Origin of the sequence: Collinsella sp. CLA-JM-H32, assembly GCF_040098165.1 — a bacterium.
Classification (GTDB): Bacteria; Actinomycetota; Coriobacteriia; order Coriobacteriales; family Coriobacteriaceae; genus Collinsella.
In genome coordinates this window covers 188,014-206,794 of the sequence record NZ_JBBNMZ010000001.1, presented here as the reverse complement: position 1 = coordinate 206,794, position 18,781 = coordinate 188,014, and the positions used below count along the sequence as shown (strand labels likewise).

The 18,781-nt window shown below is 60.7% G+C and carries 18 protein-coding genes; 11 read left to right on the top strand and 7 right to left on the bottom strand.

Annotated features, from left to right (window positions below; translation table 11 throughout):
• Positions 1–142: 142 nt before the first annotated feature.
• The 8 genes from AAA021_RS00820 to AAA021_RS00785 all read left to right on the top strand — a co-directional run bounded on the left by AAA021_RS00820 (position 143) and on the right by AAA021_RS00785 (position 6,454).
• Positions 143–607 carry a PTS sugar transporter subunit IIA gene (locus tag AAA021_RS00820; RefSeq protein WP_349087581.1) on the top strand — a complete coding sequence of 155 codons (465 nt, stop codon included), beginning with the start codon at positions 143–145 and terminating at the stop codon, positions 605–607.
• 170 nt (positions 608–777) lie between these two features.
• The gene (locus tag AAA021_RS00815; RefSeq protein WP_349087579.1) at positions 778–1,998 is read left to right on the top strand and encodes a peptidylprolyl isomerase; all 1,221 of its coding nucleotides are present in this window, start codon (positions 778–780) and stop codon (positions 1,996–1,998) included.
• Between the two features lie 54 nt (positions 1,999–2,052).
• Positions 2,053–2,496, top strand: a complete 444-nt coding sequence (locus AAA021_RS00810; protein ID WP_055310319.1) for a GatB/YqeY domain-containing protein — start codon at positions 2,053–2,055, stop codon at positions 2,494–2,496.
• Between the two features lie 256 nt (positions 2,497–2,752).
• Positions 2,753–3,484 (top strand): amino acid ABC transporter ATP-binding protein, encoded by a 732-nt coding sequence (locus tag AAA021_RS00805; protein WP_349087578.1) that lies wholly within the window; start codon positions 2,753–2,755, stop codon positions 3,482–3,484.
• 8 nt (positions 3,485–3,492) lie between these two features.
• Positions 3,493–4,368 carry a transporter substrate-binding domain-containing protein gene (locus AAA021_RS00800; RefSeq protein ID WP_082435536.1) on the top strand — a complete coding sequence of 292 codons (876 nt, stop codon included), beginning with the start codon at positions 3,493–3,495 and terminating at the stop codon, positions 4,366–4,368.
• A gap of 25 nt (positions 4,369–4,393) precedes the next feature.
• Entirely contained in the window at positions 4,394–5,140 is a 747-nt protein-coding gene (locus AAA021_RS00795) for an amino acid ABC transporter permease (RefSeq protein WP_035136546.1), read from the top strand.
• Positions 5,141–5,143: 3 nt separating this feature from the next.
• Positions 5,144–5,782, top strand: coding sequence for an amino acid ABC transporter permease (locus tag AAA021_RS00790; RefSeq protein WP_006235796.1), 639 nt, complete (start codon positions 5,144–5,146; stop codon positions 5,780–5,782).
• 48 nt (positions 5,783–5,830) lie between these two features.
• Positions 5,831–6,454 (top strand): cytidylate kinase-like family protein, encoded by a 624-nt coding sequence (locus AAA021_RS00785; protein ID WP_148331746.1) that lies wholly within the window; start codon positions 5,831–5,833, stop codon positions 6,452–6,454.
• A gap of 126 nt (positions 6,455–6,580) precedes the next feature.
• Here the strand turns inward: AAA021_RS00785 and gltA are convergent, their stop codons facing one another.
• The 6 genes from gltA to glmU all read right to left on the bottom strand — a co-directional run bounded on the left by gltA (position 6,581) and on the right by glmU (position 14,343).
• The gene (gene gltA, locus AAA021_RS00780) at positions 6,581–7,990 is read right to left on the bottom strand and encodes an NADPH-dependent glutamate synthase (protein WP_006235794.1); all 1,410 of its coding nucleotides are present in this window, start codon (positions 7,988–7,990) and stop codon (positions 6,581–6,583) included.
• The gene (locus AAA021_RS00775) at positions 7,981–8,820 is read right to left on the bottom strand and encodes a sulfide/dihydroorotate dehydrogenase-like FAD/NAD-binding protein (RefSeq protein WP_006235793.1); all 840 of its coding nucleotides are present in this window, start codon (positions 8,818–8,820) and stop codon (positions 7,981–7,983) included. Before AAA021_RS00775 ends, gltA begins: the two co-directional genes overlap by 10 nt.
• 373 nt (positions 8,821–9,193) lie before the next feature.
• On the bottom strand, positions 9,194–9,823 hold the full coding sequence (gene pth / locus AAA021_RS00770) for an aminoacyl-tRNA hydrolase (protein WP_349087576.1): 630 nt from the start codon (positions 9,821–9,823) through the stop codon (positions 9,194–9,196).
• 350 nt (positions 9,824–10,173) lie between these two features.
• Positions 10,174–11,301 carry a hypothetical protein gene (locus tag AAA021_RS00765; protein ID WP_349087575.1) on the bottom strand — a complete coding sequence of 376 codons (1,128 nt, stop codon included), beginning with the start codon at positions 11,299–11,301 and terminating at the stop codon, positions 10,174–10,176.
• A gap of 451 nt (positions 11,302–11,752) precedes the next feature.
• Positions 11,753–12,739 carry a ribose-phosphate pyrophosphokinase gene (locus AAA021_RS00760; protein WP_022094252.1) on the bottom strand — a complete coding sequence of 329 codons (987 nt, stop codon included), beginning with the start codon at positions 12,737–12,739 and terminating at the stop codon, positions 11,753–11,755.
• Between the two features lie 191 nt (positions 12,740–12,930).
• A complete protein-coding gene (gene glmU / locus AAA021_RS00755; RefSeq protein ID WP_349087574.1) occupies positions 12,931–14,343 on the bottom strand; it encodes a bifunctional UDP-N-acetylglucosamine diphosphorylase/glucosamine-1-phosphate N-acetyltransferase GlmU in 1,413 nt (470 codons plus the stop codon).
• Positions 14,344–14,542: 199 nt separating this feature from the next.
• On the opposite strand from glmU, the gene AAA021_RS00750 reads away from it, so the two are divergent.
• Genes AAA021_RS00750 through AAA021_RS00740 form a run of 3 tightly spaced genes read left to right on the top strand, consistent with a single transcriptional unit; the run spans position 14,543 to position 17,791 of the window.
• Positions 14,543–15,430 carry an energy-coupling factor transporter transmembrane component T gene (locus AAA021_RS00750; protein WP_349087573.1) on the top strand — a complete coding sequence of 296 codons (888 nt, stop codon included), beginning with the start codon at positions 14,543–14,545 and terminating at the stop codon, positions 15,428–15,430.
• The gene (locus tag AAA021_RS00745; protein WP_349087572.1) at positions 15,430–17,073 is read left to right on the top strand and encodes an ATP-binding cassette domain-containing protein; all 1,644 of its coding nucleotides are present in this window, start codon (positions 15,430–15,432) and stop codon (positions 17,071–17,073) included. The genes AAA021_RS00750 and AAA021_RS00745 overlap by 1 nt, the downstream gene beginning before the upstream one ends.
• Positions 17,074–17,077: 4 nt before the next feature.
• The gene (locus AAA021_RS00740; RefSeq protein ID WP_349087571.1) at positions 17,078–17,791 is read left to right on the top strand and encodes a DUF6580 family putative transport protein; all 714 of its coding nucleotides are present in this window, start codon (positions 17,078–17,080) and stop codon (positions 17,789–17,791) included.
• A gap of 149 nt (positions 17,792–17,940) precedes the next feature.
• On the opposite strand, the gene AAA021_RS00735 is transcribed toward AAA021_RS00740, so the two are convergent.
• A complete protein-coding gene (locus tag AAA021_RS00735) occupies positions 17,941–18,759 on the bottom strand; it encodes an exodeoxyribonuclease III (RefSeq protein WP_349087570.1) in 819 nt (272 codons plus the stop codon).
• Between the last annotated feature and the right edge of the window lie 22 nt (positions 18,760–18,781).

Sequence of the window (18,781 nt, the reverse complement as noted above, 5' to 3'; positions counted from 1 at the left end):
TACAATTTAGCCGAGTAGTCAGGGTGGTCATTGGCGCCAAGGCGCGCGTGGCCACCTTTTGTTTTGGGTAGTCATCGGGAACGGTCTTTAACGACTGGTCATTCAAGAACGTCGCAGGTGACTAGATGAGAGAGGTGAGCGCATGGCGGATAACGAAGCGCTGTTTACGCCTGAGCTGGTGTTTTTTGATTGGGAGTGTGCAACGCCGGATGAGGTGTTTGCGCGGCTCGAGGGCGAGCTTGCACCACGTGGCTACATTGCATCCGGTTGGCTCGACGCCGTTCGCACGCGCGAGGATGCCTATCCCACGGGTCTTGCCATGCCGGCGGCAAACATTGCCATTCCGCATACCGATCCGGGGTTTGTGGCCAAGCCCTATATCGCGGTGGTGAAGCCCGCCGCGCCCGTGACATTTAACGCTATGGCTGGCATGGGCGCTCCGATGCCGGCGCAGATCGTCATCAATCTGGGCATCGCAGAGCCGGGCGGTCAGGTCGAGGCCCTGCAGGCGCTCATGAACATCTTTATGGACGCCGATGCCGCAGCCGACGTGCTCGGCCAAACCACGCCGCAGGGCATGGTCGACGCCATCCGCCGCCACTTCTAAGGTGGGGCTGAGTCGGCACTTGGGGACTGTCCCTAACTGCCGGCTGCCAGAGCTGTCCCCTTTGCACCAAAATGGTGCAGATTAACCCGTCCCCCATGCACCAGGTGTGCCGCGGGGGCTGCGTTGTGACACAATGGCGTTTGTTCGATTCGTTATGCGAAAGGCCAACTATGGCAAATAAGAAAAAGAACTCCGAGGCCGCGCCGACGCCCGAGCAGCAGGCCCGCGCTGCCTCCAGCTCTCGCAAGAAGCAGCGCAAGACGTACGTGTCTAAGACCGTCAAGATCGTCCTGGTGGTCATCGGCGTGCTGGCGATGCTGCTTTCCGTCTCGGCGATGGCGTGCTCCGGCCTTATGTCGCAGGCCGAGGACACCTCGGGCTACAAGCTGACCGGCGGTGTTGCTGCAACTATCAACGGCACCAACCTCACCGAGGACACCGTGACCAAGCAGATCATGAGCATGCGCACGTCCTACGGCTACACCAAGGATAAGGATTGGGCGCAGTATCTGGTTGACAACGACCTCACGCCCAAGAAATACCGCAAGCAACTCATCGACTCCTACACGCAGCAGATTCTGCTTCAACAGGCACAGAAGGAGAACGGCGTGACGGTGTCGGACGAGGAGGTCGAGAAGGCTTGGAAGGACGCGTGCAAGAGCGCGGGCGGTGCCAAGGCCTTTAAGAAGACCCTCAAGACCTACGGCTATACCGAGGACACCTACAAGGACTCACTCAAGGAGAGTCTGGCGCAGCAGAAACTCAAGGATGCCGTCGCGCCCACGAGCAAGCCCAAGGACAGCGAGATTGTCGATTACATCAACGAAAACCTATCCAGCTACAACGACGCCCGCCGCTCGTCGAACATCCTGATCAAGGTTGATTCCGACGCTTCCGACGAGGACAAGGCTGCCGCCAAGGCCAAGGCACAGGAGTGCCTGGACAAGATCAACTCCGGTGAGCTGAGCTTTGAGGACGCCGTTGAGCAGTACTCCGAGGACACCGGTTCCAAGGAGAAGAAGGGCGATGTGGGCTGGGATAAGCTCACCACTTTCGTCGACAGCTACCAGACGGCGCTCGAGGGGCTCAACAAGGGCGACGTGAGCGAAGTCGTCGAGTCGACCTATGGCTACCACATCATCAAGTGCACCGACTACTTCCATGTCGATAATCAGGTTGATGATATCAACCAGGTGCCCAAGGCCATCAAGAAGTATGTCTCCAACGTGGTGAAGACGCAGGCGGCCAGCACCGCGTACAGCGAGTGGCTAGAGCAGTACAAGAAGGATGCCGACATCACCGTTAATCCCATGCCCAAGGACGTGCCGTACAACGTCAGCCTGAAGGGCGTCACCAAGAGTTCGACCGACGATTCGTCGACGACTGAGTAATCATGGGACGGCGCTCGTGTGAGTGCCGCCCACGCTATTGAGGAGGATTTGCAGATGACCAACGAAGAGCTGCAGAAGGAAATGATTGCGGCCATGAAGGCCAAGGACAAGGTTCGCCTGTCCATCATTCGCCAGGTCAAGGCCGAGGTGAAGAATATCGAGGTCAATGAGCGCCGCGATGTGACCGAGGAAGACGTCAACAGCATGATCAAGCGTCTGATCAAGCAGACGAGCGAGACGCTGGAGATGTCCATCAAGGCCGGCACCGACCAGGAGCGTACCGACAACCTGACCGAGCAGGTCAAGATTCTAGAGAGCCTGCTGCCCGCGCAGGTTTCGGGCGAGGAGCTCGAGGCCCTGATCGAGCAGGTTATCGCCGAGCTGGGTGCCACGTCCAAGAAGCAGATGGGCCAGGTTATGGGTGCACTCGGCAAGGCCACCGGTGGCAACTTCGATAAGCCGGCCGCGGCAAAGATCGTCGGAGCCCGCCTCGCGTAGGGGCCGAGTGGCACCAGTTGAGGCTGAGGGGGCGTGACCATTGCGGCCGCGCCCCTTTTTGCTGGGCTGGGCAATCATTGGGGACAGGCTTAAATGAGTACCCAATGAGCGGGCACTCATTTAAGCCTGTCCCCAATGAGTGCCGACGAGCAGGTGGAAGGTTGCGGGTTCTTTACGGGAATGTAGTGTGGGCTGCGGAAACGTGATTCTTTCCGTACAATAGTTCAACTCGTGTAAACGCAGGGAAGGGACATTCATGGCAGACATGATCGAGATCAAGCATCTCAACAAGTACTTTGGCGACCTGCATGTGCTCAAAGATATCAATCTCACCGTCAAGCGCGGCGAGAAGCTCGTAATGATCGGGCCTTCCGGCTCGGGTAAGTCGACGCTCATCCGTTGCGTCGATTATCTGGAGGAGCCCACGTCGGGCGAGGTCGTCATCGACGGTACGCCGCTCACCAAAAAGAATCACCTGGAGATGGCTCGCAAGTATAGTTCCATGGTGTTTCAGCAGTTCAACCTGTATCCCAACATGACGGTGCTCGGCAACCTGACGCTCGCGCCCATCAAGCTGCAAAAGAAGAGCAAGGAGGAGGCGACCGAGGTCGCCATCGCCGCGCTCAAGCGCGTTGGCATGGCGCATAAGGCCGGCGAGTATCCGCAGAACCTCTCGGGCGGTCAGCAGCAGCGCATCGCCATCGCCCGTGCCCTGTGCACCAAGCAGCCCATCATCCTGTTTGACGAACCGACCTCGGCGCTCGACCCCGAGATGGTCCAGGAGGTTCTGGACGTTATGATTGAGCTCGCGCAGGAGGATATCACCATGATCTGCGTGACGCATGAGATGGGCTTTGCGCGCCAGGTGGCCGACCGCGTCATCTTTATGGAGGACGGCCGCATTCTGGAGGAGGGCACGCCTGAGCACTTCTTCGATAACCCCGAGAACCCGCGCTGCCGCGAGTTCCTGTCCAAGATTCTGCACTAGGCGCGGTGATGGACATGACGGATATGACGAGGGCGGCCGTGTCGCGCCGTCACTTTTTGCAGCTGGCGGGCGCCGGCATGCTCGCGCTGACGGGGACCGCGCTTACCGGTTGCGGCAACTCCACCAGCGGCGAGGGCTCCGACAAGGGGTCCAAGCTTGCGGCCATCAAGTCGCGCGGCCATCTGAATGCCGGCGTTAAGAAGGACGTTCCCGGCTATGGCTATTACGACACCGCCAAGGGCCGCTTTGAGGGCATGGAAGTCGATTTGTGCTACCAGATCGCCGCTGCCGTCTTTGGCGTGAGCTACAAGGAGGCCCGTGCCCAGGAGCTTGTCGAGTTTACCGACGTAACACCCAAGACGCGCGGCCCGCTGATCGATAACGGCCAGCTTGACGTGGTCGCGGCGACCTACACCATCACCGACGAGCGCAAGAAGAGCTGGGATTTCTCGACGCCGTACCGCACCGACTACGTGGGACTCATGGTCAAGAAGCGTTCGGGCTTTACCTCGATTGAGGACCTGGACGGCAAGGTCATCGGCGTGAGCCAGGGTGCTACCACGCAGGGCCTGATCGAGCAGATGATCAAGGACAACGGCTTTAGCTGCAAGCCAGAGTTTAGGGCCTTTAGCGGCTACCCCATCATCAAGAGCTCGCTCGACGCCGGCAATATCGACGTCTTTGCCATGGACCGCTCCACGCTGGCCGGTTACATGAACGAGACCGTTGAGCTGCTGCAGCCCGAGGTCAAGTTTGGCGAGCAGGGCTACGGCGTGGCGACCAAGAAGGGCTGCGACCTTTCGGCCGTGGTCGATCAGGTGATTTGCGATCGCCTGGCCGACGGCTGGCTCGACCAAGAGGTCAAGACCTGGGGTCTTGTATAGGCGCATCGTCCAAGGAAGGAATCAAATGCTCGAAGGATTATTTGACGCCGACCGTTGGTCGACGACATTTCAAAATATGGGGCCCTTCTGGGAGGGCTTTGGCGTGACGCTGCAAGTGGTCGTTGCCGGCCTGCTGTTGTCGCTGGTGCTGGGCACGCTGCTGGGCGTGTTCTCTACCACTCGCTCGCGCGTGCTGCGCGCCATAAGCCGCGTGTACGTGGAGTTTTACCAGAACACCCCGTTGCCCGTGCAGGTGCTCTTTATGTACATGGCCGGTCCGCAGTTTTTGCAGGCCATAACCGGTGCCGACCAGCCGGTGCGCATCGCGCCGTTCGTGCTGGGCTTCTTGGGCGTGGGCCTGTATCACGCGGCCTACATTTCGGAGGTCATCCGCACTGGTATCGAGGCGGTTCCGCGCGGTCAGATGGAGGCGGCCCAGAGCCAGGGCTTCACCCGTGCGCAGGCGTATTGGTACATCGTGCTGCCCCAGACATTCAAGATCATTCTGCCGCCGCTGTGTAACCAGGCGCTCAACCTGGTCAAGAACACGTCGGTGCTGGCACTTGTGGCCGGCGGCGACCTTATGTATCGTTCCGACAACTTTGTGAGTCTGTACGGTTATTTGCAGGGATACATCGTCTGCTGCCTTATGTACTTCATCATCTGCTTTCCGCTCGCCATGCTGGTGCAGTGGCTCGAGCGCCGCTCCAAGGAGCGTCCGCGCGGCGTGAGCCTGGCCGAGCTGGGACTCGACAACGTAGAGGAGGCCTAGCGCATGGAAATCTTCAACGCGACCAACCTGCTCTACATCTGGGGCGGCTTTGTTAAGACGATCGAGATCTCGGCGCTGTCGATCTTTTTCTCGCTCATCTTTGGCACGGTGCTGGCGCTCGTCAAGAGCTATGCGCCCCGCCCGTTCCGTATTTTGGTGAGCGCCTATATCGAGCTGTTCCGTTGCACGCCAAACCTGCTGTGGATCCTGTTTATCTACTTTACGGTGCAGGGTTTGGACATTGTGATTTCGACCATCGCCTTTACGCTGTTTACCAGCGCTGTTATGGCCGAGATTGTGCGCGGCGGTCTCAACTCGATTCCGCGTGGCCAGTTTGAGGCGGCGCAGAGCCAGGGCTTTGGCTTCTTTGCCACCATGCGCTATATCATCCTGCCGCAGACGTTTAAGACGATTATTCCGGCGCTGTTTAGCCAGTGCACGACCGTCATCAAGGACAGCTCGTATCTTTCGGGCATTAACGTGGCCGAGCTCATGTACACGGCAAATGTCGTGATGGCCCACGCGATCGACCTATCGCAGGTGCTTATGCTCTACGGCCTGGTGTTTGCGATGTACTTTGTGCTCAACTTTGGTATCTCGTTGCTGGTGAGGGCTTATCAGAGGCGAATGGTGGCAGCGTAGAATGTGGCAAAGGGACAGTCCCTTTGTCACATAGAGAAAGGAATCGCGATGAGCGATCTGGAGAATAAGAAGAGTCCTGTGGTCATTACCATCGCGCGCGACTTTGGCGCCGAGGGCCACGAGATTGGCCGTATCCTCGCCGATGAGCTGGGGATTCCGCTGTACGATAACGAGCTGCTGGTGCGTGCTTCGCTGCGCGCGGGCGAGTCGCTCGACAAGATGGCCGCCTACGACGAGCGCCTGGCCGTGGAGAACATGGCGTTTCTGCCCGACCGCTACGATGCGCGTTCGTACTCGGACAAGTTGTTCCAAAAGATGAGCCAGGTGATTTTGGATCTGGGTGAGACCGAGAGCTGCATTATCGAAGGCCGCCTGTCCGATTACCTGTTGCGTAACAACCCCAACCATATTGCCGTGCTGGTGACTGCGCCCTTTGAGGACCGCGTCGAGATCGTGCGCAAGAAGCGCGGCCTCAACAAAAAGAAGGGCGCCAAGCTGGTCAAACAGCAGCAGAAGGCGCGCGAGGCGTTCTATAAGCGCTACAGCGCCGGAAAGTGGAAGATGACGAGCGGCAAGGACATCGTCGTCAACCGCGCCAAGCTGGGCCGCGAAGGCTGCAAGGATGTCATCGCCGCTGCCTACCGCTACAAGGTGGCGCAGCTCGAAGGCTAACCGACCAAAACCATCACAAAGGTGCCTGTCCCCATCGTGGTGGTTGGGTGGTCGGCATAGAAAAAGTCCCCGCCGGGCGTGTGCTCGACGGGGACTTTGCCGTTTGGTGGTTAGCGCTGTAGGTGATTACTCGCCCAGCAGGCTCTTGGTGATGGAGGCAGCGGCCTTCTTGCCGGCGCCCATCGCCAGAATGACCGTAGCGGCACCGGTGACGATGTCGCCGCCGGCCCAGATGCGGGGATCGGTGGTCTGGCCGGTCTCCTCGTCGGCGACGATGTAGCCCCACTTGTTGAGCTCCATCTTGCCACCGATCTTCTTTGCGAAGGGGTTGGCGTTGGTGCCGATAGCCGAGATCGCGACATCGCAGGGAATCTCCTCGATGGCGCCCTCGATGGGCACCGGGCGACGACGGCCGGACTCGTCGGGCTCGCCGAGCTCCATCTTCTGGACCTTGACGGCGCATACGGAGCCGTCCTCGCCAGCGACAAACTCGAGCGGGGAGACGAGCGGCAGAACCTCGACGCCCTCGGCCTTAGCGTGGTGCAGTTCGGCGCGACGGCAGGGCATCTCGTCCTCGGTACGACGGTAGGCGATGATGGCGTGCTCGGCGCCCAGACGCTTGGCGGTACGGACGGCGTCCATAGCCACGTTGCCGCCACCAAAGACGACGACGTTCTTGCCGTGCTTGGTGGGGGTGTCGTACTCGGGGAACTTGTTGGCCTTCATCAGGTTCACGCGGGTGAGGTACTCGTTGGCGAAGAAGACGTTGGGCAGGTTCTCGCCGGGGACGTTGAGGAACTTGGGCAGGCCAGCGCCGGTCGCCACGTAGATGGCGTCGAAGCCCTGCTCGAACAGCTCCTCGGCCGTGGCCATGTTGCCCACGACGGAGTTGTACTCAAACTTGACGCCCATGTCCTCCAGGCCGTCGATCTCGCGCTTGACGACCGCCTTGGGCAGACGGAACTCGGGGATGCCGTAGACCAGCACGCCGCCGCCGGTGAAGAATGCCTCGAAGACGGTGACGTCAAAGCCGTTGCGGGCGAGCTCGCCGGCGCAGGTGATGCCGGACGGGCCGGAGCCGACGACGGCAACCTTCTTGCCGTTCTTGGGGGCCATCTTGGGCGTGGAGGCGAGCTCGGGGCGGTCACCCAGGAAGCGCTCGAGCTGGCCGATGGCCACGGGCTCGGACTTCTTGCCACGGATGCACTTGCCCTCGCACTGGTTCTCCTGCGGGCAGACGCGGCCGCAGATGGCGGGAAGCATGGAGTCCTCGCGGATGGTATCGAGAGCGCCGCCGAAGTCCTTCTCGCGGATCTGTTCGATAAAGCGGGGGATGTTGATGTTGACGGGGCAGCCCTCAACACAGAACGGCTTCTTGCAGTTGAGGCAGCGCTCGGCCTCGGCCAGCGCCATCTCCTCGGTGAAGCCCTTGTCGACGGGGCGGAAGTCGCAGGCGCGCTCGGCAGCCGGCTCCTCGTTGTCGGGGGTGCGGGGCGACTTCATATCGGCAACGAAACGACCGTTAACTAGTGGCATGCGCAGCTCTTTTCCTCATAGGCCTTGAGGGACTCGCCCTCTTCGGAACGGTAAGCGGCCTGGCGGGCACGAAGGTCATCCCAGTCGACCAGGGTGGCATCGAAGTCGGGGCCGTCGACGCAAGCGAACTTGGTCACGCCGCCCACCTCGACGCGGCAGCAGCCGCACATACCGGTGCCGTCAACCATGATGGGGTTGAGCGACGCGGTGATGGGGGTGTCGTACTTCTGGGCGGTGAGGGTCGAGAACTTCATCATCGGAACGGGGCCGACGCAGAAGACCTGGCTCACGGCCTTGTCCTGCAGCAGGCGCTCCAGCGGAGCGGTGACAACGCCCTGCTCGCCGTAGGAGCCGTCGTCAGTGGTGATGTGGATGTGGTCCTCGTCGAGGAGCTCGCGGAACTGGTCCTCCATGAGCAGGAGGTCCTTGGTGCGGGCGCCCATGATGGCGTGCACCTCGTGGCCGGTCTCGACCAGGTGCTTGGCGACCGGGAAGGCAATTGCCAGGCCGACGCCGCCGCCAATGACAGCGCAGGGGCCCTCGGCCATCTCGGTGGGAACGCCCAGCGGGCCCACGACGTCGCGCAGCGACTCGCCGGCCTCGTAGGTGGAAAGCATCTCGGTGGTCTTGCCGATCACCATGAAGATGAACTCGACCCAGCCCTCGTCACCGTTCCAGCCGGCCAGGGTAAACGGGACGCGCTCGCCCGTCTCGTTGGCGCGAACCATGAGGAACTGTCCAGCGTGCGCATGCTTGGCGATTGCAGGCGCCTCGATGCGGAACTTGAACACCTTCTCCGAGAACTGCGTCTTCTCCAGGATCTTATACATAGAACCCCTCTCTTGTTAGGGCCGCCGAACCGTGCCTCCACGGAAATGGACGGTAGCCCGAATAAAACCGTACGTGCACAGGCGTTGTGCAGACATACGGTGCAAATTATACCCTCATGGACATGTCACTTACGTGTGTCTTCGGCGGTTGGGAGCAGGGTTTGTCCACTTTGGCCTACCAAAGGGGGAGAGGTTTATTTTGGTCAGCTTTATCGGGTAAAACGGCAAAGGGGCCAGCCTCGGGTTGCAATGAGGTCGGCCCCCTTTGGGGTGCTATGTGTGTATGGCGGTGCGCGGTTTATTGCGATGCGGCCGCTGCGGCGTTTCCGCAGGTAAAACCTGCCAAAATAAACCTATCCCTAAATGATAGGTTTTAGTGCTTGCCGTTGGCGGAGGCGGCGCCGTTGACATGGTCGCGAGCATAGACTACGCCGTGCACAATCGCCAGGCCGGCGGCGTCGGCCGCGCGGGCGCAGGTGTCCTGGAAATCCTCGGCCTCGCGGGCGCGCAGCTGCTTAAGCACGTAGTCGGCGACGGCCATCTTGCCGGGAGGGTTGCCGATGCCGGTGCGGATGCGGCTGAAGTCGCGGCTGCCCATCTTGTCGATGATGGAACGCAGGCCGTTGTGACCGGCATGGCCGCCGCCCACCTTAACACGCACGTCGCCGGCGGGAATATCGAGCTCGTCGTGGATGACGAGCAGCTCCTCGGCCTTGATCTTGTACTCGCGGCAGAGTTTGGAGATGGGCCCGCCCGAGGTGTTCATGTACGACTGCGGCTTGACCAGTACAATCTGGCGCTTGCCGCCCTCTTCCTCGGGATCGTTGATGTTGATGAGCGCGACCTCGGCACCTGCTTGGTTTTTCCAGTACGTGACGCCGGCCTGACGGGCCAGCTCGTCGATTGTTTTGAAACCAGCGTTGTGACGGGTCTCGGCATATTCCTCGCCCGGGTTGCCAAGCCCGGCGACCATGCGAATCTTAAGCGGCTGTGCAGCTGCCATGTTCATCCTTTCGTTGATTTGTCGCCTGCTATGGTGAGCGACCCTGTTGCCGCTGTCAAATGGAGGGCAATTGAGGTTGTTTGGGGGCGTTTGGACGGCCGCCGAAATTCGAGATGGACAGTTAGTTCAGATACGTATAAGTTCTGAGGATTCGAGGTGCTCAATTCAATGTCGATACGTTGTTTTGGAGCCTTAGTTAGTCCATACGGCGTTGTTTTGAAGTTTACCCTGCCTTCAAATAGGGCGAATGGTATAGAGATGGCTGCAAAACAGCCTAATTCAATGTGTCCATTTATACGTATCTGAACTAACTGTCCAGCCCTGTTCGACGGCGTGCGGGTGATTCGCCGTTAGACCGGCGCAAGGCCGATTCCGGCCCGCAGGGCGTTGAGCCAAGCGGCCTGACGCTTGCGATAGCCCTTGATACGGTATCGGAATCGGACTCCCGCGAGTCGATGCATCGTTTGGGCGAAGGCTTCGAGTGCAACAAGGTCTTTCATTTGGTCGCGATTGATAACCAGGACGTGGATGCCCATTGCCTTGAGGCCATTATTTCGATTGCCATCGTGGATGCGAGCGTTTTGAAGCTCATGCCCAATTCCGTTGTATTCGTTGTCGACTCCGGCTGCCGGGCAATATAGGTCGCAGATGGCATAGGGGATGCCCGAGGACATGTTGACCGCAAGAGTGTCGAAGTCGATTCGATAGTTGAGTAGCAGGCCTCCCATGGGCAGACTGCAACATCCGAATCCTCCAAAGCGCATGGGCGCTCCGAGAACGGCAAACATTAGGGATTCGGCTGGGGATGCAGATCCGGGTCGGGCAAGTTTGACTGCCGTGCGAAACGAGGTGTATGAGCTACTTTTGGCAAGCTGTGCAACAGCCTCGAGATCTTCGATGGTCGTGGCGGGCTCGCATTTGTAGTGTGCCTGTTCGTAGCGGGTTTCGTTCTGCTGTTCGGTCGCCGACTGGTCGCCCCGGCAATCGAGGTCGTCCATCGCTTCGTAGTCATCGCCCTTGGGCCAGATGTCGTCATAGGCAATGGGGTATGTTGCCCTGGGAGGAAGGGAGTAGGTTCCGAGCAGCTCCATAAGGAGCATCAAGGTTTTGGCGACTGATTCATTTTTGGAACAAAGCATGGCTGTCATGGCAGGAGACGTTGCGTAGATGTCGGCCTCGACGTGCATAATTGCACCTTCAGGAAGAGGAGTGGAGAGAATATGCTGAAGAAGTCGCTTGTCGGGGCGCCTGTTGTCTTCGTTTGAAACGAGAAGATCGAGCAGTTCGGAATCATCTTCATTCCAGGCGTCGAGTATCGAAAGTGCGCCAAAGTCTATCGCGTCATTGTTGGGAATGCAGCCAGCCAAGGCCTGTGCTTGCTGTTCGCTATCAACGGAGTCCCAGGGTAGGGCAGAGTACGCCCGTCGTGCGCGACGAATTGCGCGGAGGGCGGAGAAATGTGAAATCACGGTCGTCATAGCTATAACGTACTAAGTTGGCGGCAGAATGCGACCGCCATACCGTTCTTTTCGCTCAGCGGGGCGCTGCGCGCCATGAACGGCTGGGTGTTATGAAATCGGTGGAATCGGTTGAGGGGATTGCAGGAAATTGAGCTCTGCCGCGAAGGTTGACGATAGCTACTGGACAGTTAGTTCAGATACGTATAAGACGGCGGGCGTTCGAGGCGTTTCTAAGGGCTTTCGAGGGCGATTTGAGGGTAAATATGCGGCGGTCGTACTCGAAAGCGATGAGCTTTGGGCAGTATGGCGTTCGCCGGGGAGCTCAGAAGGCTCAGAACGGCCTTTGGAGCTTTAAAAAAATACGTATCTGAACTAATTGTCCAGGGAAGGTTGTCGAGGGGTAGAAAAAGGGTCGGAAGCGAGCTTCCGACCCTTTAAAAACACCAAAGATGATGAGATGCACGCTGGATTACAGCGCGAAGTCGCCGCCGACGAGCGTGGAGACGGGCTCCTCGTGGTAAACGGCGGAGATGGCCTGAGCGAACTCCTCGGCGACCGAGATGGTCTTGATCTTGCCGCCGACCTCGACGGGAATGGCGTCGGTGACGAGGCACTCGACGATCGGGGCGTCGTTCAGACGCTCGATGGCCGGACCGGAGAAGATGCCGTGGGTGGCGCATACGTAGATGTCGCCGGCGCCCATAGCCTTGAGCTCCTTGACGTTGGCGCACAGGGTGCCTGCGGTGTCGATCATGTCGTCGTTGATGATGCAGGTCTTGCCCTTGATGTCACCGATGATGCCCATGACCTCGGCGGCGTTGTGGCGCGGACGGCCCTTGTGGGCGATGGCCAGGTCGCAGCCGAGCATGTCGGACAGCTTCTTGGCGGCCTTGGCGCGGCCCACATCGGGGGAGACGACAACCAGGTTGTCGGTGTCGAAGTGCATGTCGTTGTAGTACTGGCCAAACAGCGGCAGCGCGGACAGGTGGTTAACCGGGATATCGAAGAAGCCCTGAATCTGGCCCTGGTGCAGGTCGAGGGTGATGATGCGGTTGACGCCGGCGCGCTCGAGCAGGTTGGCGACGAGGCGGGCGGTGATGGGCTCGCGCGGGCCGGCCTTGCGGTCCTGGCGGGCATAGCCGTAGTGGGTGATAACGGCGGTGATGGAGCGGGCGGATGCGCGCTTGGCAGCGTCGGTGGCGATGAGCAGCTCCATGAGCATGTCATTGACGTTGCCGCCGGCCACGGACTGAATCAGGAAGACGTCGGCGCCGCGGACGGTCTCGTCGTAGCGGGCGTAAATCTCACCGTTGGCGAACTGCTTTAGCGTAAGGCCCGAAAGCTCGACCCCAAGGTACTCAGCGATCTTCTGAGCGAGGGGACGGTTGGAGGAACCGGAATACACGCGGATGGACTTGCGCATATTCTCCGACTTCTCGGGATCATTAATCGGCATTACCCTTCTCCTTTATATCGAATGCCATATAGATGCCTTGTTGCATTGTAACCGCGCGACGGGGTTAATCGGGTCTTGATAACGTCTTTACCGTCAACGGACACGAACCGACCACTCATCCGGTTGTGCAGGTCACGATAGAAAAAGGAGCCGCCCCCATGGGAACAGCTCCTTAGATGCTTGGTAAAACGTTATACCTCGTCGTCCTCGTGCAGACGGCGGCGATAATCGGCGGCCCAGCCCTCAATATTTACCTGACGGGCGCGACCCAGGCCAAGTGCGTCGGCCGGGACCGGCTCGGTGATGACGGAGCCGGCGGCCACGAGCGCGCCGTCGCCAATGTGGGCGGGCGCGACCATCATGGTGTCGGAGCCGATGAAGGCATCCTTGCCGATGACGGTCTTGTGCTTGTGTACGCCATCGTAGTTGCAGGTGATGGAGCCCGCGCCCACGTTGACGCCGGAGCCCATGGTGGTATCGCCGATGTAGGACAGGTGCGGCACCTTGGAGCCCTCGCCGATCGTGGACTTCTTGATCTCCACGTGCGTGCCGGCCTTGGAACCGTCGAGCATGTGGGTGCCCGGGCGCAGGTAGGCGCGCGGGCCGCAGTCGACGCCGTTCTCGATGACGGCCTCGACGGCGATGGTTTCATCGATGGTGCAGCCGCTGCCGACGGTGGTGTCGGTGAGGCGGCTGTTGGGGCCGAGCTGGCACTCCTCGCCCACGGTGACGTGGCCGATCAGGTGCGTCTGCGGCCACACGACGGTGTCGCGGCCGATGACGGCATCGGGACCGATCCAGGCCTGCGTGGGATCGATGAACGTGACGCCCTCGGCCATCCAGTGCTCGTTGATGCGGTCGCGCGCGATGGCGGTGAGCTGCGCGAGCTGAATGCGGCTGTTGACGCCCAGGCCGTCGCGGTAGTCGTCGCAGTGGAAGATGGAGACGGCCTGGGCGTGGCCTTTGAGGATTTCGAGCATGTCGGGCAGGTAGTACTCGGACTGTGCGTTGTCGTTGCCGATCTCGTTGATGTGGGCGGCGAGCTGCGCGCCGTCGAAGGCGTAGCAGCCGGCGTTGCACTCGAGCAGCGTGGCGGCCTGCTCGGGCGTGCAGTCCTTCTGCTCGATGATGCGCTCGATCTGACCATCGGCGCCCAGCTTGATGCGGCCGTAGCCGAAGGGGTCGGGCGGGGTCATGGTCATGACGGTGCAGGCGAGCTCGCCGGTGGCGACGGTTTGCGCGAACTTGGCGACGGTGTCGGCGGTGATGAGCGGCAGGTCGCCGTTGAGCACGACGACGGGGCCTTGCGTGATGCCGCAGGCCTCGAGCGCGACCTTTACGGCGTGGCCGGTGCCCAGGCGCTCGGTCTGCTCGACGCACTCGACCTTGGTGGCGCTGTTGGCGTAGGCGCCGTCGATGAGGGCACGCATCTCGTCGGCGTGGCTGCCGATGACGACCACGACGCGGCTGCAGCCGGCCTTGATGGTAGCGTCGACGATCCACTGGACCATGGGCTTGCCCAGGATCTTGTGCGAAACCTTGCAGTGGTTCGACTTCATGCGGGTGCCCTCGCCGGCAGCGAGGATAATTGCGGTTGCGTCCATGTGATCTCCTGTTACGTTATAGAGACGTGTGTTTGGAAACGATACACGGCGCAATATGATACCGCAGGCATATGTTGAGCGCGTAACGATTGATGCGTGAGGGCCGATGTCGGTGCCGACGGCGTGACGTTTGTGCTGCTTGCGTGCGGCGTTGGCGGTGCTGCGGAGCTATCGTTTGAGCGAGGGGACGGGGGTGCCCGTGGACAACATACAAGAGGAGTTTGGCGGCGAGCCCGTCGCGGCATTCTCGATGTCGCATCCGGCTGTGCCGGCCCTCTACATGGTGCTGACGCTGGGGCTCACCATGTTCTCGATGCAGCCGGTGCTGATTGCGCTGTCACTTGCGGGCGGGCTGGCGTATGGATTTGCGACGCGCGGGGCTGCCCGCACGCTGGGCGCACTCCGCTGGCAGTTGCCGGTGATTTTGATTATCGCGCTGGTCAATCCGCTGTTTAGCGCCTCGGGCTCGACGGAGCTGTTCCGTATTGGCATGCGCGCGGTGTATCTGGAAAGCATGGTATACGGCCTGTGCATGGGCGGGCTGTTTGTGGCGAGCGTGCTGTGGTTTGAGGCCGCGGCGTCGATGCTCGAATACGACAAGGTGCTCGCGCTGCTGGGCAATGCCGTACCGGTGATTGCGCTCATGATCTCGATGTGCATGAGGCTTATCCCGCAGTTTTTACGCCGCGGTCGTACGGTGCTGGCGGTGCAGGATGCGATTGATGTGCCGGGCCGCGCGCCCACCGATCCCGTGCGATCGCGCCTGCGGGCGTCGAGCGTGTTGATGGGCTGGGGCATGGAAGATTCGCTGGAGCGCGCGGACGCGATGCGCTCGCGCGGGTGGGGTGCCGCGACACGTCGTACGACGTATGCGCGGTATCGACTGGGGCGCAGCGACGTTGCCGCGCTGGTCGGGCTCGCGCTGTTTGGTGCTGCCGCGGTGGCCGTGGCGGCGACCGCGACGACGCAGTATTCGTTTTATCCGCAGCTCTCGGTGCCGGCGCCGTGGCTGGGCTATGTCGTGTACGCTGCCTGGATGATGCTGCCTTGCGCGTTGCACGCGATTGATGAGAAGAGGTTTGGCTGATGGCTCGGTTGGATAGGAGCTCGGCGGCGGGTGTGGCATATGGCTCGGCCGCGCCGGCGATTGAGGTGCGGAGCCTGAGCTTTGCCTACCCCGATGCTGATGCTGCGGTGCTCGAGGGGCTCGACTGGTCTGTTCCCCAAGGTGCATTTGCGCTGCTTGTTGGCGGTACCGGATCGGGTAAGTCGACGCTGCTGTCGCTGCTCAAGCCCGAGATCGCGCCGACGGGCGAGCGCGCTGGCGAACTGCGCGTGCTGGGCGAGAACGTTGCCGACATGGACGTGCGGGTATCGGCGGAGCGCGTGGGTTATGTGTTTCAGGATCCCGAGAACCAGATTGTGTGCGAGACCGTGTGGCACGAGATGGCGTTTGGCCTAGAGAATCTGGGTGTGTCGCGCGACGAGATGCGCCGCCGTGTTGCCGAGACCAGCTATTTCTTTGGTCTGGAGGACTGGCTTCACCGCGATACTGACACGCTTTCGGGTGGTCGCAAGCAGCTGCTGCCGCTTGCCGCCGTCCTGGCGCTGCGTCCGCGTGTGCTGCTGCTCGACGAGCCCACGTCTCAGCTCGATCCCGTTGCCGAGAAGAATTTCCTGCACGCGCTGTTTCGTGTGAACCGCGAGCTGGGCTGCACGGTTGTTGTGGCGACGCATCAGCCGCGCCCAATGCTCGAATACGCGACGTGTGCGTACCGGATTGAGGATGGCCGCGTGCACGAGGCGGCGGATATGGCTTCTTTGGTACGCCGAGAATCGCTGTTTTCCGATGACACGTTGGGGTGGGGTGCCATCCGATGTGCAAAAAACGGAGTATTCAGCAGGCGTGAGGACAATTTGGGCTCTCTGGAGCCGCCCGGGGACGTATCGAGCGCGAAAAAAAGTTTGGAATTGGACAAATCGTCCGAATTTGTGGCGCAAACGTCGCTCGAGAACGGCTTGGAAGCCTTCTCGCGCACGGATGGAAGCAGAATACTCCAAAAAATGCACGCTGGGTCGGCTACCACTCTGTCGGAAGGTTGGTTTCGCTACGATCGAGCGTCCGGCTGGGTGTTGCGTGGGCTCGATGCGTCGTTTTCGGCCGGTGCGGTGCATGCGATCGTGGGCGGAAACGGATGCGGTAAGTCGACGATGCTCTCGGTGCTGGCGAAGACCGCCAAGCTGCAGCGCGGCCGCATGGTGCGCGGAGCGGCCTCGGCGGCGCTGCTGCCTCAGAATCCCAAAGCATTGCTGGTTGCCGAGACGGTGTGCGACGAGCTGATGGAATGGGCCTCGACCTGCGGATATGACGAGAACTTGGCGCGGGAGCGTGCGGCGAGCTTGGGGTTGTCGGGTCTGGATGGACGCCATCCGTACGATCTTTCGGGCGGGCAGCGTCAACTGCTTGCATTGGCAAAACTGCTGCTAATCGGCCCCGAACTGCTATTGCTCGATGAGCCCACCAAGGGTCTAGACCTGTTCAGCCGCCGCATCATCGCCCGCGCCCTGCGTGACCATGCGAAGGCTGGCGGCACCGTCATCATGGCTACGCACGATTTGGACTTTGCCGAGCAGGTAGCCGACGACGTCGCCATGATGTTTGACGGCGAGATTGCCTGCATGGAGCCGCCGGCCGACTTCTTTGCCGACAACGTGTTCTATAGGGCGTGATGGGATGACGGACTGTCGTTTCTCGCGTTTGCTTGCAAAACTGGAGATCCCGCTGTTGTTGGCGGTGCCGGCGGTGATGGCTGCCGCGTTGCTGGCGGGTGTTGAGCAGGCAGCGTTGGCCATGCTGGTTGTGGTGGCGTTGGTGCTTGCGCTGTTCTTTGCGGGTTACGAGGCATCTCGTCCGGGTTTGCGCCAGATTATGCCCACACTGGTGCTGGCGGCGCTGGCCGCGGCGGGGCGCATCCTGTTCGGACCCATTCCCGATTTTAAGCCGGTGAGCGCCATCGCCATTATCGCGGGGGCGACGCTTGGTCGCCGCAATGGTTTTATGGTTGGCGCGCTGGCGGCGCTGACCAGCAATTTCTTTTTTGGACAGGGCATGTGGACGCCATGGCAGATGTATGCCTGGGGCCTGGTTGGTTATGTTGGCGGCGCGCTGGCGCATGCGGGTGCGTTCGACCGTGCGGATGGAACCGTGCGCATGCCGGCACTGATGGCGTACGGCTTTGCATCAGGCCTGCTCTACGGCGTGGTGATCAACGCCTACGACATCATTGGTTTTGTACAGCCGCTTACTTGGGCAGGTGCCGTGGCACGTCTTGCCACCGCCGTGCCGTTCGATATCACGCACGGACTCGCGACCTGCGTGTTTTTGGCCGCCTTGTACAAGCCCTGGTGCCGTCGCATTAACCGTGTCGTCGTGAAATACGGGCTGTAAGGCATTTCGCGTTTCCTCACGAACTTGCGGTGGAATAGTTCTCGTTTTTGGCTATTTGCTGCCCAAACAGGAACTATTCCACCGCAACTTATGGGGGGAGAGGGGTCACATGATCTGTTTTCCTCTGTCCCCCCAGGAATTACTTGGGGCTAGAGCTCTAGCGTGAGGGTGACGGGGCAGTGGTCGCTGCCAAAGATGTCGCCGCGGATGCCGGTGTCGCGTACGTTGTCGGCGATTGCGTCGCTTACTAGGAAGTAGTCGATGCGCCAGCCGGCGTTGTTCTTGCGGGCATTAAAGCGATAGCTCCACCAGCTGTAGACGCCCTCGACGTCCGGATTTGCCGCGCGCCAGGTATCGGTAAAGCCGGCGTTGAGCAGCTCGGTAAACTTGCCGCGTTCTTCGTCCGAAAAGCCGGCGTTGCCGCGGTTGGACTTGGGGTTCTTAAGGTCGATCTCCTCGTGCGCCACGTTAAAGTCGCCGCAGGTCACGACGGGTTTGCCACTCTCGCGCTCAAGCGCGCTCAAAAAGCCGCGATAGGCATCATCCCAGGCCATGCGCACGTCGATGCGGGCGAGTTCGTTTTGCGCGTTGGGAGTGTAGACATCCACAAACCAGAACTTGTCGAACTCCAACGCGCAGACGCGGCCCTCGGTTGCGGCTTGGGCGACGAGCTCGGCCGCCTCGCCCTCGCCGGCGTAGGGTAACAGCGCGTCGGCGTGCAGCACGCGCAGCGGTTCCTGGCGGCTAAAGACCGCAGTGCCCGAATAGCCTTTACGCTCGGCGTAGCTCCAGGTTTGGCGATAGCCGGGCAGGTCAATATCAACCTGGCCTTCTTGCAACTTGGTCTCTTGCAACGCCAGGATATCGACGTCGAGTTCTTGCGCGATCTGGATAAAGCTCGGGTCCTTTTTGAGCACGGCGCGCAGGCCGTTGACGTTCCACGAGGCGAAAGTGTAAGTCTGAGGCATGGTGTCCTTTCGACGGGGTTGG

Coding starts and splice junctions, on each gene's coding strand:
- AAA021_RS00760 (WP_022094252.1), bottom strand. CDS start 12,739: ATGCCGATTAATGATCCCGAGAAGTCGGAGAATATGCGCAAGTCCATC.
- AAA021_RS00775 (WP_006235793.1), bottom strand. CDS start 8,820: ATGTATAAGATCCTGGAGAAGACGCAGTTCTCGGAGAAGGTGTTCAAG.
- AAA021_RS00815 (WP_349087579.1), top strand. CDS start 778: ATGGCAAATAAGAAAAAGAACTCCGAGGCCGCGCCGACGCCCGAGCAG.
- AAA021_RS00800 (WP_082435536.1), top strand. CDS start 3,493: ATGGACATGACGGATATGACGAGGGCGGCCGTGTCGCGCCGTCACTTT.
- AAA021_RS00790 (WP_006235796.1), top strand. CDS start 5,144: ATGGAAATCTTCAACGCGACCAACCTGCTCTACATCTGGGGCGGCTTT.
- AAA021_RS00805 (WP_349087578.1), top strand. CDS start 2,753: ATGGCAGACATGATCGAGATCAAGCATCTCAACAAGTACTTTGGCGAC.
- glmU (WP_349087574.1), bottom strand. CDS start 14,343: ATGGACGCAACCGCAATTATCCTCGCTGCCGGCGAGGGCACCCGCATG.
- pth (WP_349087576.1), bottom strand. CDS start 9,823: ATGGCAGCTGCACAGCCGCTTAAGATTCGCATGGTCGCCGGGCTTGGC.
- AAA021_RS00820 (WP_349087581.1), top strand. CDS start 143: ATGGCGGATAACGAAGCGCTGTTTACGCCTGAGCTGGTGTTTTTTGAT.
- AAA021_RS00765 (WP_349087575.1), bottom strand. CDS start 11,301: ATGACGACCGTGATTTCACATTTCTCCGCCCTCCGCGCAATTCGTCGC.
- AAA021_RS00735 (WP_349087570.1), bottom strand. CDS start 18,759: ATGCCTCAGACTTACACTTTCGCCTCGTGGAACGTCAACGGCCTGCGC.
- gltA (WP_006235794.1), bottom strand. CDS start 7,990: ATGCCACTAGTTAACGGTCGTTTCGTTGCCGATATGAAGTCGCCCCGC.
- AAA021_RS00810 (WP_055310319.1), top strand. CDS start 2,053: ATGACCAACGAAGAGCTGCAGAAGGAAATGATTGCGGCCATGAAGGCC.
- AAA021_RS00740 (WP_349087571.1), top strand. CDS start 17,078: ATGACGGACTGTCGTTTCTCGCGTTTGCTTGCAAAACTGGAGATCCCG.
- AAA021_RS00795 (WP_035136546.1), top strand. CDS start 4,394: ATGCTCGAAGGATTATTTGACGCCGACCGTTGGTCGACGACATTTCAA.
- AAA021_RS00785 (WP_148331746.1), top strand. CDS start 5,831: ATGAGCGATCTGGAGAATAAGAAGAGTCCTGTGGTCATTACCATCGCG.
- AAA021_RS00745 (WP_349087572.1), top strand. CDS start 15,430: ATGGCTCGGTTGGATAGGAGCTCGGCGGCGGGTGTGGCATATGGCTCG.